The following is a 12,175-nucleotide window of genomic DNA, read 5'->3' on the forward strand; positions in this document are numbered from 1 at the left end:
ATCAGTGGGAGCAAAGCTTGCTCCCACTGAGCGGTGCCTTTTGCGCCAACGCAACGCACCTCTGCGCCAGGATCATCGTCGGATCAACAAGCGCCACCCTGTGCCCATTGATCTCGAACGCCTCGCAATGCGCCAGCACCAGCGGCAACTCCGTGCACCCCAGGATCAACACCCCCGCCCCCAGCTCGCACAGATGCTCGGCCGCCAGCAACAGTTGCTCCTTGCAGAGCCCCTGTGTGAAGCCGGCCTTGATACCCCGCGGTCCGTAGATGGCGTCCATGACCATCGCCTGGTAATCGACACCTGGCGTGAGGACCTGGAGCCCGGCCTGGCGCGCCGCCTGGTGATAGACCTGGCTCTGCACCGTACCGGAAGTCGCCAGCAGGCCAATCGCCTTGCCCGAACCATAGGTGCGCGCGATCCACTCCACCGTCTCACTCAACATATTCACGATGGGCACCCTCAGGTGCGCCTGGATCCGCTCGACGAAGGCATGGGCAGTGTTGCAGGGAATCGCAATGGCATTGGCGCCAGCACTTTCGAGACGTTTGCAGGCGGCATACATCGCCATCGTCGGGTCGGTTTCATCGCGCAGCAGGTTGGCCGTCCGATCCGGTATCTGCGGGTTTTGCTCGACCACCATCTTGATGTGGTCCTGGTCCTTCCCCGCCGGGGTATTGGCCACCACCTTGGCCATGAAGTCCACCGTGGCGGCTGGCCCAACGCCGCCCACGATGCCCAGCTTGAAAGGTGGGCGCCTGGGCTGCTGGTCCAGCGTTGCGAAGTCGGCGTAGATCTCATTGACGTCCAGCACGGTGATCCCGCGACGCTGCAAATCGGCACAGACCAGGGACAGCTCGGTCATGCCGGGCAGGATCACCGTCGCACCCTGGGCCTGCAATGAGAGACACGCCCGATAGACCGCTTCAAGCGGCACGCCTTCGAGGTGACCGTCCTTGATGCCGTTGAGACCGTACATCGCCTCCATCAACCCCGCTTGAGCGTCTGCGTCGGGGTAAACAATCTGGAAGTCTTTGCCGAAATGTCGCTCGAACAATCCGCAATGGCGCACGAAGTCGGAGGCGATCACCCCCAAAGTCGTCTTGGGCGGCACCGTGTGGCTGACGTGCCGGGTCAAGGCGGCCATCATGTCCAGCACGGGAATGCCCAACTCCTCCTCGATTTCAGCGCGAAAGGTATGGCTGGCGAAGCACGGGAGCATCACCGCATCGAAGCCACTGTCCTCGAACGACTTGCACACCTGGAACACATAGAACTTGCGCGACGTCATGCTCGCGCCCTGGTCCAGCGGCAGCAGCACGTCCTTGAACGGGTGCTGCTCGAACAGGAAATGGTAGCGCCCCTGATCCTCGAGCACTGCCCGGGACTTGACCAATTTGTAGAACAGATCGCCCCCGGCCAGTGACCCAAGCCCGCCGACGATGCCCAACTTGCGCACCACAGAAGCCTTGTGACTCGACTTCGCTTTAGCCTTCATGAACGTCTCCTCAAGCCACCGGCACCGGCTCGGATCGCGACCGAACCGGGGCATGTACGCCCTCGTCCTCGTCGACCTCTTCGTGTGGTTCGGACTTGGCGACAACCGCCGTCGCGATGCTGTTACCCACCACGTTGGTGGCCGTGCGGGCCATATCGAGGAACTGGTCGATACCGATGATCAACAACAGCCCCGCCTCGGGAAGATTGAACATCGGCAACGTGGCCGCGACCACGACCACCGAAGCCCGCGCGACACCGGCCATGCCCTTGCTGGTGATCATGAGTGTCAGAAGAATCAGGATCTGCTGCGTGAAACTCAAATCAATGTTGTAGGCCTGGGCAATGAACAGGATGGCGAACGCCTGGTACATCATGGAACCGTCGAGGTTGAACGAATAACCCAGGGGCAACACGAAGCTGGACACGCGCTTTGGCGCGCCAAACTTCTCCAGCGCCTCGATGGTTTTCGGGTAGGCGGACTCACTGCTGGCGGTGGAAAAGGCCAGGAGAATCGGTTCGCGAATAAGCTTGCCGAGGTGGAAAACCGAGCGACCAAGGAACAGGTAACCGGCACCGAACAGCAACGCCCAGAGAATCATGATCCCCAGGTAGAACTCAGCAATCAGCTTGCCGTAATCCACCAGCAAGCCAAGCCCCTGGGTGGTAATGGCCGAGGCGATCGCGGCAAACACCCCAATCGGCGCGAACGCCATCACGTAGTCGGTGATCTTGAACATCACCTTCGCCAGCTCTTCGATGGAATCGGTGATCCGGGTGTAGCCCGCCCGTTTCACACCGGCCAGTGCAAAGCCGAAGAACAGCGAAAACACCACGATCTGCAGGATCTCGTTGTTGGCCATCGCTTCGGCAATGCTGCGCGGAAACACATGGCCGATGAACGCCTTGAGACTGAAGTCGCCGGTATTGACCGGCACGGCCGCCGTTGCGTGCTGGGCCACGTCCATGTTCAACCCGGCACCGGGTTGAAACAGGTTGACCAGGCCCATCCCGATCAGCAGCGACACAAGCGAAGCGGTGACGAACCAGGCCATCGCCCGAGCCCCGATCCTGCCAACGGAACGGGAATTGCCCATGCTGGCGATACCACCCACCAATGTCGCGAAGACCAGCGGCGCGATGATCATCTTGATCATGCGCAGGAAAATGTCAGTGACCATCGAGAAGTAAGTGGCGATCTCTTTGGCACTTTGCTCGCTCCCTGCGAAATGGTGACACGCCCAACCAACAAGTACGCCCAGGGCAATGCCCATTGCAATTCGACGTGGGAGCTTATTCTTCTTCACGGTGCTGTCCTCAAGTAGTTCTTGGAGTTTTTTACTTGGCAGGGATCGATTCTAAGGAGCGTATTCGGGAGGATGATGAGTAATCCAGCTAGCCCCATGCGCTTTTGGAATAGTTAGCAAAAGGCCGCGCTATGCCGGGGAGTTGCACAGTAAAATCGAGCCCTCACAACGGGGATTCCGATATGCAACTCAAGTGGCTGGATGATCTTCTGGCGATTGGTGAATGGAAAAACTTCTCCCGTGCGGCCGAGGTTCGTTGCGTGACGCAATCGGCCTTGTCACGGCGTATCCGCTCACTTGAGGAATGGGTGGGCGTCAAGCTGGTGGACCGGGGCACCTACCCTGTCCAACTCACACCCGCGGGAGTCACCTTCTGCGATGAAAGCCGAGAGGCCCTCGCCGGATTACTGAGGTTGCGCTCGACGCTGCGCGACGTGGAACGAATGCCCGGACGCTCGATCCAGATCACCGCCGGCCACAGCCTGTCCATGACCTTCCTGCCCAAGTGGCTCTCGCAGTTCCAGCAACACAACGAACAGTTCAACGCCCGGGTGGTGGCCGCCAACATTCATGACGCCGTCATTGCATTGGAAGAAGGCAGTTGCGACTTGATGATGGTCTACCACCATCCGCTTGCGCCCATCCTGCTGGACCCCGAGCGTTTTGGCAGCCTGGTGCTCGGCCACGATGCGTTCATCCCCCTGTGCGCGCCCAACCGCAAGGGCGAACCGCTGTTCCGCCTGCCCGGCCGCGCCGGTAAACCAGTGCCCTACCTGGCCTACACGGCAACGACGTTCCTCGGACGCGTGGCGGATATCGTCATCAACAACGGCCCTGAACCGATCGCGCTGGAACGCTGCTATGAAGCGGACATGGCGATGCTGCTGATGCGCATGGCCATCGAGGGCTACGGCGTGGCCTGGTTGCCGCAGAGTGCGGTGGCCGACGAGTTGGAGCGCGGGCTGTTGGTGCGGGCCGGTGGCGAGCAATGGAGCACGCGCCTGGAGATTCGCTCGTACTGTGCGATTGCCAATCGCAACCCGACGATGCGTAAGCTGTGGAAGACCTTGGAAGGCGCTTCGTTGCAGCGGCCGGGCAGCGCACCCTCTGTGTCAGAAGGTGCGAACTGATCGGTGGAGGCTACGCGTTCAAGCCGATCCAGCCATGGATGCCCACGTAGAGACCGACGCCGATGATCAACACGCTGGACAAGTAAGGTGCCCGGCGAGCAACGGTGCCCAGCCAAGGCCAGCGATTGGACGCCTGCCGTGCGCCAATGGCCGCCGCAGCCCCCACGGTCACCAGGGTAATCGCCAAGCCGATGCTGAAGCACAGGACGAGCAGGCCGCCCAGCGCGACTTCTTTGACCTGGAGACACAACAGCAGGACGGTAATGGCCGCGGGGCAAGGAATCAGCCCGCCCGTCAGGCCGAACACGATGATCTGGCCGGTGGTGACCTCCCGGTTGGTGAAGCGCTTGCGGATATCATTGGCATGCGCCTGTTCGTGGGCGTCCTGGTAACCCTCCAGCGACAGCGCCAGGCCTTTGGGTTCGGGATGCCCGTGGTCATGTTCGTGGTGGTGGTGATGATGATCGTGATCGTGATCGTGATCGTGATCGTGATCGTGATCGTGATCGTGATCGTGATGATGGTGGTCGTGACTTTGCGCGAACCTGAACATCTGCTCGCCGCGCCAGGTACGCCACAGCATCCACAGCGCGATGGCAATGATCAGCGCAGCGGATGCCAGTTGGAAATAAGGCTCGGTGGTTTCGGCGTCCAACTCCTGGCCCAAGTACATGCCGCCGATCGCGACCAGCCACACCACCGCAGTGTGGGATAGCGTAGCCGCCAAGCCCAGCAACACCGCCTGCTTGACCGAGCCCCGAATCGCCACGATAAACGCCGCCATCATGGTTTTCGAATGACCAGGCTCCAGGCCATGCAAGGCGCCCAGCAAGATAGCGCTGGGGAAATACAGCCAGGCGTGAGTGCCACCCTGTTGTAGCAATTCAGCAAAATTGGGCATGTCGGGCCTAGAGATACTTGGTGATTTGTTTGAAGGCTTCCAGCGGCGCGCGCTCGCCTTTATGCAACGACGAAACGGTGTCCTCCAGGCAGTGATCGATGTGATCCTGGATCAACGTCCGCTTGGCCTGGCACACCGCTTTCTCCACCGCATGCAACTGCTGGGCAATATCCACGCACTCACGACCCTCTTCGATCATCGTGATAATGCTGCGCAAATGACCGTCTGCCCGCTTGAGACGCTTGACGATCGCCGCATGGCTTTGGTGGGGATGTTCGTGGTCGTGCGCACTCATGACTTGAGCCCTGTGTTTCGGTGAATTTACCCCGTCATCCTATCCCCCCAGGGAGGATACAAGCAAACCCATCGAAACGCCGACTAACCTGTGGGAGCGGGCTTGCTCGCGATGACGGCAGCACATCCAACATCCCCACCAACTGCCCCACCGCTATCGCTAGCAAGCTCGCTCCAACAATGGATTTACGGTGAACGCACTATCTGTGAACACCCCGGAAAAAACTGTGGGAGCGAGCTTGCTCGCGATGACGGCATCACATCCAACATCCTCACCAACTGACCCACCGCTATCGCGAGCAAGCCCGCTCCCACACAGGAATTTGTGGTGAACGCACTATCTGTGAACACCCCGGAAAAACTGTGGGAGCGAGCTTGCTCGCGAAGGCGCCAGCACAACCAGCATCCTGCAAACTGACACACCGCTTTCGCGAGCAAGCCCGCTTGTGTCTTGCGCTGCGATTAGACTGAAGGTGAGAGCGGTGGGCGGCAAGCTGAACGCCCGAAGTGCTTAAAGCACGTGTGGGAGCCCATGCTGCCACTCACCTCTCCACTCTGGTCATTGAGCCCGAACAGTTGAACGAGCCCACCTCGAACAGTTACAAGCGTGGGCCAAGCCAGAGCGCTCTCACCTTGAGTGTAAGAGGGTTTGGCTATGTTTTCCTATCCAGCAGGTATTGATGTTTCCAAAGACAGTCTTCAGGTTCAGGTTGATCTGTTAGATGTCGGGGTGAGTTGCCCTAACGCCGAGGGTGATTTTCCTGGATTAATTGGTTGGCTACTGCTCCATCAGGTCGGTCGCGTGTTGCTGGAAGCCACAGGCGGTTACGAACGAAACGTCATGAAAGCGCTTCAGGCTGCAGGCTTTGAGGTCATTCGGATCAACCCTTGCCGTGCCAAGAACTTTGCCAAAGCAATGGGACAACAAGCTAAAACCGACCCGATAGATGCGCGCCTCCTGGCACAATTTGCAGCGGTTATCAAATCTGCTAACAGCCGGGTCACAAGTGCCGAACAGGACGACTTACGCGCACTGGTCCAGCAACGGGAAAACTTTGTTCAGCAAAGAGATGACGACAAGCGCAGACTTAAAACGGCCTCGTCTGAGGCAGTCAAACCCGCGTTGCAGAGTCATATCGACTATCTATGTGAAGCCGTTAAGCTGATAGAAAAATTGATCCGTCAAAGCGCTGAAAGCCTGGACCGTGAAAAAGTTACTCGTCTGCGCTCGGTCAAGGGGATCGGTCTCGTTACGGCGGCTAGTGTAATGGCCTATCTTCCAGAGCTCGGCGAGGTTGGCCGGCGTCAGATCGCTGCATTAGCAGGTATCGCCCCCTACAACGACGATAGCGGTACGCACAAAGGCAAACGCTACATCAGTGGCGGTAGGTTCGCCGCCAGACGCGCTCTGTATATGGCCTGCTGGTCTGTGATCAGGTTTCAGCCTGACTTCAATGCGCGGTATAAGGCGCTGCGCGAGAGAGGTAAATGCGCCAAGGTTGCGCTCATCGCATGTATGCGAGTCTTGTTGGTACGTCTAAACGCAATGATCCGGGATGGTTCTGAGTGGAAGGGCCGCATCGCCTGAATTGTGATTATGGGAATCCCCTTCAGACTTGCATAGCCCAGAGCTGTGGGAGCCTCGCTGTCCCTGGAAAAGATGGCTAAATAAATCATCCAAGACAGTTGCTCCCACACAAAGATTTGTGGTGAACGCACTATCTGTGAACAACCCGGAAAAACTGTGGGAGCGAGCTTGCTCGCGATGACGGCATCACATCCAACGCCTCCATCAACTGCCCCATCGCTATCGCGAGCAGGCTCGCTCCCACAGGATTGCAGACTGCAAAGGGTGATGAGCAAGACAGTGCAGGCGACCTCGTGAAGTCGCCCACTTCCCTTACGACGCCAAAACCTGCGCCTGCAATCGCCGCCCAATCACATCCAGCAAATCACACCCATCGCGCAGTGGGATCGCTAGCACTTGGGCAAAATCATGGAGTATCACGGCGTCCGTACTGATGTCGGAACGCATGGCGAGGTTTTCCAACAACTGGGTGACAGCGGCGATGCGGTAAGCGGCGGTGTCGTGCAGCACGTCCAGCGGAGCTTCTGTGTCGATCAAGAGCGCATGGAAATTGTTTTCGATACCGGTGATGGGCATGTAACGGGACATGAGGGGTTACTCCTGCAGGGATGGGAGGTCAGTGGCGGATTGGGATGCCGCTGGCAAAGGAAGCGAATCCCGGATCGAGATTCGGATATTTGGCAGGAGATATTCTTGGGTGACGCTAGACGAAAGCCACCTTGGATAGATTGTGGTTTTCGGAGGGTTGGGGGTGAGCTTTTTCATTGGCTTGTACCTAGGTTATGTAAAGGAACTGCCTTCACCACTTCCACCTGGTGGGTGGCAGCTGTACGCGGGTGTGGAAGACCGAGAACCTAGGACCCGGCGCACCCGAAGGCGCCCCGCGTACAGCCGCCGTAATTTAACAGCAGACCTAGGAAAAGCGTCTGCTTTTTAATTTAGCGGTGCAACGCGCTAGGTTTTCGTGAGGGCTTCCACACCCTCTCGCTGAATTTGCAGCGAGGAGAGAACTTAGCGCACGGGGTGATTGGGTGGATAGTCAGCGGGGAGCGACGCGTCTTGAGGGAAATTTCCGATGAGAGTGTCCGGCGATGGATTGGGCAGCGCAGCTATGGGCGACAAGGACAAATCTCGAAACGAATGAGCGACCAACGCCTTGGTATCATCAAAGATTCTATCGTACGGTGAAGCGCAGCCATGGGCGCACGAATAGCCTCAAAAATAAACTGCGCAGTACCCAGGGATAACTTATGAAAGAAGAATATGACTTCAGCACGGCCAAGCGGGGTCCCGTTACGAACAGCGAAGGAAAAACCCGCATAACCATCATGCTTGATGATGAAGTGATCAAGGCCGCTTACGAGTACGCCGAAAGTCTCGGCACTGGATATCAAACCGTCATCAACCATCTACTGCGCCAGGGCCTGCTATCAAAGACTGCTCACAGTCTGGAATAGTCAGCCCGAAAGCGGCCTCGCACGGTCAAACCTGATTCGTCCAGGCGCGACGTAGGCCATGCCAATCGGATGGGCTATAATCCGCCCACCAGCGCGATTTGAGGTCCAGCCCATGGGCAATGTCAGCCTTGAAACCAAAAAAGCCTATGCCGCCAGGACGCGTAGATCCAACTACGCGGCCAGCCTCCGTCTGGAAGGTTTCAAAACGACCTTCGCCGACGGCGAACGCAAAATGCCAACGCGTGAAGAGGTCTTGAAGGCCTTTACCCAGACCAGAACCTGATGGCTGACAAATATGGAGTCGGCGAGGACGCTTATTGCTATCCCGGCTCCACTGTCCTTCGCAACAAACTCGATATTCGAGACGAACCGACCCTAAGCGAAGCCGAACAACAGCTCTCGGCCATCGCAGCCGACAACGTCGAGTTCAGCCCTCCCTCCTACAGCCTGGCCTACCTCCAAAACATTCATCGAGTCCTCTTTTCAGACCTGTTCGAATGGGCTGGAGAGCTGCGCACCGTTGGCATGTCCAAACAAACCACCCGCTTCTGCCAACCTGAGTACATGGAGAAGGAAGCCAATAAGATCATCGCCAAGATGGCCGCGGCAAACTGGTTCGAGGGCATGGAGCGGGCTGAGCTGATCGTCGCTGTGGCAGAGGCCTATTCCGACATCAACGTCGTACACCCCTTCCGCGAAGGCAACGGTCGTGCGCAACGCATCCTGTTTGAACACCTGATCATGAATGCCGGATTTGAAATCAGTTGGTGGGGGATAGAGAAGGACGAGTGGATCTACGCCAATATCGCGGCTTATAACGGCGTCATGGAGCCTATGGAGCAGGTTTTTGAGAAATGCATTGGGCAGGCGATTCAAGCTTGACCGTACGACGTTATTCCCCCCCGCCCAGCGTCTTACTGTTTATTTCGCCAAGTGATACAGTCACCGCCAATCAACATCTGCTGAAGCACTGAAAATGTACAGGACGAGATCTTTCCCACCCAACAAAAAAGGTCGCGACTTTGTGGTGGGCGACATTCACGGGCATTTCAAACTTCTAACAGCAGCCTTGAACAAACTAGACTTCAACACTGAGCTGGATCGCATCTTTTCCGTGGGAGACCTCATCGACCGAGGTCCCGACTCCATAGACATATTGAATTGGCTTGAGAAGCCGTGGTTCCATGCCGTGCGCGGCAATCATGAACAGATGCTTATTGACTGCATCTCCGGCCATGGGGACATACCCCGACATATCCGAAACGGTGGTGCCTGGCTCTACGAGTTACAACCCGACATTCAGCAAGAACTATCAAAAGCCCTGCAAGCACTTCCACTGATCATTGAGATCAATTTATCAAGTGATCAAACAATTGGAATAGTCCATGCCGAAGCTCCTGTCATCCGAAGTAACGATGGCTGGCAGGAAGCCAAAGACGCTATCACTGGAAGTTCTGGGGAGCCACATCAGCGGCACGCCTTGAGAACAGCGCTGTATGCAAGAGAGAAAATCGAGCAACAAGACCACACTTCCATCAAAGGAATAGACCGGCTCTATGTTGGGCACTCAACAGTACCCGGCGTTACACGCCTGGGCAACGTCATTTATATCGACACAGGCTGCTCATTTTCCGATGGTGCGTTAAGCCTAGTTGATATCCAAACCGAAACAATCATTAGTATAAATATGAACCAGTGAGACAAGGCATCGCCTCTACTCAGTTTTTCTTCGAGGTAAAATCGCTATCAGATGATAGGGGCCGAGGCTACCAGGGCGCGTAGCAGGCGATTGCGTTTGAGAAATCAAAGACTCTGCAGCCCTAGTAAGAATATTCTGACAAGTGGCTGAGCAGGCCCGGGCTGATGCAGGTCGCGGTCGTGAGCCGCTTACCTGTGCTTCGTCGACGGATCGCCCGCTGGACTATGCTGACGCTAACGCTTCGTGATCATCACCGCTGACAGCCAGGCATGAAGTCAGTCATCCGTTCGTAGTTCTCGAACGGGAAGTCCACGCCATATCCAGCGGTCTGCCAGTACGGCGGGCCCATGTAGTGAAACGTATGAGCGCAGTGGTAGCACTCAGCACAATCAAACCCGAAAAAGGGGAAGGATCTATTGTACCGCTACCGAAACAAATCCAATCAGCAGACAACAAAAAGCCGCCTCATCGACGGCTAATTTTTTACGAATAATATTTAGCGACTAAGCCTTCAGTTCTTCCGGTGTATGCGTCTTGAGCCAATCGGCCAAGGCGGCGTTCATCCGTGTTTGCCAGCCCGGGCCAGAAGCTCTGAATCTCTCTAGCACGTCAGCATCGAAACGAACATTGACGTGCTCTTTAGTGGCTACCGACTTGGGTCGACCACGCTTTGGCTTGAGCATTTCCTTTGCCTGAGCTTTGCCAAACAACCCACCAAGCACCTCGCTGGCTGGTTTGGCCTTGGCAAAGTCTTCGGTCGACCATTCGGGGTTTGCCGTATCGACCCTCTCAGGACTGGGTTTCTTGGTCATAATTTTTGACCTCCCGTTTGTTGGCTTTACGAAAGCTGATGACGTGGACCGCGTCACCCCGTGGGGTAAACACTACGACATGCAGCCGATCCCCTATGTACCCCATCGCCCGATAACGACACTCGCCGTAGTCGAATCGATCATCTTCCAGGATCAATGCTGTAGACCATTCAAAGTCCCGCACGAGGGCAAACGGAAGTCCACGTTCTTCGACGTTGCGAGCGTCTTTGGCTGGGTCATAAGTAATCTGCATGCAATTATCGTAGCCACATTAAATCGTCAACACAAGGTGAGTTGAAACGCTGACCGAGCATGCGCTCTGCCTGGTTGTCATCAAAGATTGAGCTGCCAGGCTTGAGAGCCCGCCAAGTACCCGACAAGCATCCCTGATAAACTGCGTCCATTCGCCCCGATGAATCAGATTCCCAATGCCCCTACAAACTGCCCCGCTCTCCCACCGCTTCTCCGTCGCCCCGATGATGGACTGGACCGACGCCCACTGTCGCTTCTTCCTACGCATCCTCTCCAAGCACGCCCTGCTCTACACCGAAATGGTCACCACCGGCGCGCTACTCAACGGTGACCACGAACGCTTCCTGCGCCATCACCCATCCGAACACCCCCTGGCCCTGCAACTAGGCGGTAGCGTCCCAGCCGACCTGGCCGCCTGCGCCCGTATGGCCCAGGAGCACGGCTACGACGAGGTGAACCTCAACGTCGGCTGCCCCAGCGACCGGGTGCAGAACAACATGATCGGCGCCTGCCTGATGGGGCATCCGGGTTTGGTGGCTGACTGTGTGAAAGCCATGCGCGATGCGGTGTCGATTCCGGTGACGGTCAAGCATCGCATCGGGATCAATGGGCGGGACAGTTACGAGCAGTTGTGTGAGTTTGTCGGGACGGTGCGTGAGGCCGGTTGCACGAGTTTTACCGTGCATGCGCGGATTGCGATTCTGGAGGGATTGTCGCCGAAGGAGAATCGCGACATCCCGCCGCTGCGTTATGACGTGGCCGCGCGGTTGAAGGCGGATTTTCCGGAGTTGGAGATTGTGCTCAACGGCGGGATCAAGACGCTGGAGGCGTGCCACGAGCATTTGCAGACCTTCGACGGCGTGATGCTGGGGCGCGAGGCTTATCACAACCCGTATCTGCTGGCCGAAGTCGATCAACAGCTGTTCGGCAGCACAGCGCCGATCATCACCCGGGCCGAGGCGCTGGCGCAGTTGCGGCCTTACATTGCCGATCACTTGGCCGCCGGTGGCGCGATGCACCACATCACCCGTCACGTGCTCGGGCTGGGTACCGGCTTTCCGGGGGCACGGCGGTTTCGGCAGTTGTTGTCGGTGGATATTCACAAAACCAAGGATCCGCTGGCGTTGCTGGATCAGGCGGGGCAACTGCTGCAAGGGCGTTAACCGTCACTTGCTTTGAACCTGCGCGCTGTTTTGGCATCGTATCTACCGATACCGCCCCGGCCTTTCAAACAGCCG

General features: G+C 57.3%; 13 protein-coding genes and 2 pseudogenes. 7 read left to right on the forward strand and 8 right to left on the reverse strand.

Annotated features, from left to right (window positions below):
- Position 1 precedes the first annotated feature (1 nt).
- A complete protein-coding gene (gene cuyB / locus AB4O22_RS17040) occupies positions 2-1,498 on the reverse strand; it encodes a cysteate racemase (RefSeq protein WP_100263698.1) in 1,497 nt (498 codons plus the stop codon).
- A gap of 10 nt (positions 1,499-1,508) precedes the next feature.
- Entirely contained in the window at positions 1,509-2,804 is a 1,296-nt protein-coding gene (locus AB4O22_RS17045) for a dicarboxylate/amino acid:cation symporter (RefSeq protein WP_003199800.1), read from the reverse strand.
- Between the two features lie 182 nt (positions 2,805-2,986).
- Between AB4O22_RS17045 and AB4O22_RS17050 the strand changes: the two genes are divergently transcribed.
- Positions 2,987-3,934 carry a LysR substrate-binding domain-containing protein gene (locus tag AB4O22_RS17050; protein WP_003199798.1) on the forward strand — a complete coding sequence of 316 codons (948 nt, stop codon included), beginning with the start codon at positions 2,987-2,989 and terminating at the stop codon, positions 3,932-3,934.
- A 10-nt stretch (positions 3,935-3,944) separates the two neighbouring features.
- Here AB4O22_RS17050 and AB4O22_RS17055 read toward each other — a convergent pair whose 3' ends face one another.
- Together AB4O22_RS17055 and AB4O22_RS17060 are read right to left on the reverse strand one after the other, a co-directional pair.
- On the reverse strand, positions 3,945-4,835 hold the full coding sequence (locus tag AB4O22_RS17055; RefSeq protein ID WP_460096801.1) for a nickel/cobalt efflux transporter: 891 nt from the start codon (positions 4,833-4,835) through the stop codon (positions 3,945-3,947).
- 7 nt (positions 4,836-4,842) lie between these two features.
- Complete coding sequence (locus tag AB4O22_RS17060) at positions 4,843-5,130, reverse strand: metal-sensing transcriptional repressor (RefSeq protein WP_003199793.1); 288 nt, start codon at positions 5,128-5,130, stop codon at positions 4,843-4,845.
- A 654-nt stretch (positions 5,131-5,784) separates the two neighbouring features.
- On the opposite strand from AB4O22_RS17060, the gene AB4O22_RS17065 reads away from it, so the two are divergent.
- A complete protein-coding gene (locus tag AB4O22_RS17065) occupies positions 5,785-6,717 on the forward strand; it encodes an IS110 family transposase (protein WP_223473198.1) in 933 nt (310 codons plus the stop codon).
- Positions 6,718-7,029: 312 nt separating this feature from the next.
- Here the strand turns inward: AB4O22_RS17065 and AB4O22_RS17070 are convergent, their stop codons facing one another.
- Complete coding sequence (locus AB4O22_RS17070) at positions 7,030-7,305, reverse strand: hypothetical protein (RefSeq protein ID WP_013692639.1); 276 nt, start codon at positions 7,303-7,305, stop codon at positions 7,030-7,032.
- Positions 7,306-7,967: 662 nt separating this feature from the next.
- On the opposite strand from AB4O22_RS17070, the pseudogene AB4O22_RS17075 reads away from it, so the two are divergent.
- The 4 genes and pseudogenes from AB4O22_RS17075 to AB4O22_RS17090 all read left to right on the forward strand — a co-directional run.
- A pseudogene (locus tag AB4O22_RS17075) lies at positions 7,968-8,150 on the forward strand (BrnA antitoxin family protein); the annotation flags it as partial.
- 136 nt (positions 8,151-8,286) lie between these two features.
- On the forward strand, positions 8,287-8,457 hold the full coding sequence (locus AB4O22_RS17080) for a YhfG family protein (protein WP_003199786.1): 171 nt from the start codon (positions 8,287-8,289) through the stop codon (positions 8,455-8,457).
- Positions 8,457-9,056, forward strand: coding sequence for a putative adenosine monophosphate-protein transferase Fic (locus AB4O22_RS17085; protein WP_223473000.1), 600 nt, complete (start codon positions 8,457-8,459; stop codon positions 9,054-9,056). The genes AB4O22_RS17080 and AB4O22_RS17085 overlap by 1 nt, the downstream gene beginning before the upstream one ends.
- 94 nt (positions 9,057-9,150) lie before the next feature.
- The gene (locus tag AB4O22_RS17090) at positions 9,151-9,873 is read left to right on the forward strand and encodes a metallophosphoesterase (protein ID WP_060613676.1); all 723 of its coding nucleotides are present in this window, start codon (positions 9,151-9,153) and stop codon (positions 9,871-9,873) included.
- Positions 9,874-10,129: 256 nt separating this feature from the next.
- On the opposite strand, the pseudogene AB4O22_RS17095 reads toward AB4O22_RS17090, so the two are convergent.
- The 3 genes and pseudogenes from AB4O22_RS17095 to AB4O22_RS17105 all read right to left on the reverse strand — a co-directional run.
- A pseudogene (locus AB4O22_RS17095) lies at positions 10,130-10,264 on the reverse strand (DNA adenine methylase); the annotation flags it as partial.
- Between the two features lie 112 nt (positions 10,265-10,376).
- The gene (locus AB4O22_RS17100; RefSeq protein ID WP_028237682.1) at positions 10,377-10,685 is read right to left on the reverse strand and encodes a BrnA antitoxin family protein; all 309 of its coding nucleotides are present in this window, start codon (positions 10,683-10,685) and stop codon (positions 10,377-10,379) included.
- Positions 10,663-10,938 carry a BrnT family toxin gene (locus AB4O22_RS17105; protein ID WP_028237683.1) on the reverse strand — a complete coding sequence of 92 codons (276 nt, stop codon included), beginning with the start codon at positions 10,936-10,938 and terminating at the stop codon, positions 10,663-10,665. Before AB4O22_RS17105 ends, AB4O22_RS17100 begins: the two co-directional genes overlap by 23 nt.
- A gap of 175 nt (positions 10,939-11,113) precedes the next feature.
- Here AB4O22_RS17105 and dusA point away from each other — a divergent pair, with 175 nt between their 5' ends.
- Positions 11,114-12,100, forward strand: coding sequence for a tRNA dihydrouridine(20/20a) synthase DusA (dusA, locus tag AB4O22_RS17110; RefSeq protein ID WP_460096803.1), 987 nt, complete (start codon positions 11,114-11,116; stop codon positions 12,098-12,100).
- The last annotated feature ends 75 nt before the right edge of the window (positions 12,101-12,175 follow it).

The sequence above is a fragment of the Pseudomonas sp. S3_B11 genome (assembly GCF_054667715.1).

Coding starts and splice junctions, on each gene's coding strand:
- AB4O22_RS17090 (WP_060613676.1), top strand. CDS start 9,151: ATGTACAGGACGAGATCTTTCCCACCCAACAAAAAAGGTCGCGACTTT.
- AB4O22_RS17080 (WP_003199786.1), top strand. CDS start 8,287: ATGGGCAATGTCAGCCTTGAAACCAAAAAAGCCTATGCCGCCAGGACG.
- AB4O22_RS17085 (WP_223473000.1), top strand. CDS start 8,457: ATGGCTGACAAATATGGAGTCGGCGAGGACGCTTATTGCTATCCCGGC.
- AB4O22_RS17070 (WP_013692639.1), bottom strand. CDS start 7,305: ATGTCCCGTTACATGCCCATCACCGGTATCGAAAACAATTTCCATGCG.
- AB4O22_RS17100 (WP_028237682.1), bottom strand. CDS start 10,685: ATGACCAAGAAACCCAGTCCTGAGAGGGTCGATACGGCAAACCCCGAA.
- AB4O22_RS17060 (WP_003199793.1), bottom strand. CDS start 5,130: ATGAGTGCGCACGACCACGAACATCCCCACCAAAGCCATGCGGCGATC.
- AB4O22_RS17065 (WP_223473198.1), top strand. CDS start 5,785: ATGTTTTCCTATCCAGCAGGTATTGATGTTTCCAAAGACAGTCTTCAG.
- AB4O22_RS17105 (WP_028237683.1), bottom strand. CDS start 10,938: ATGCAGATTACTTATGACCCAGCCAAAGACGCTCGCAACGTCGAAGAA.
- cuyB (WP_100263698.1), bottom strand. CDS start 1,498: ATGAAGGCTAAAGCGAAGTCGAGTCACAAGGCTTCTGTGGTGCGCAAG.
- dusA (WP_460096803.1), top strand. CDS start 11,114: ATGCCCCTACAAACTGCCCCGCTCTCCCACCGCTTCTCCGTCGCCCCG.
- AB4O22_RS17055 (WP_460096801.1), bottom strand. CDS start 4,835: ATGCCCAATTTTGCTGAATTGCTACAACAGGGTGGCACTCACGCCTGG.
- AB4O22_RS17050 (WP_003199798.1), top strand. CDS start 2,987: ATGCAACTCAAGTGGCTGGATGATCTTCTGGCGATTGGTGAATGGAAA.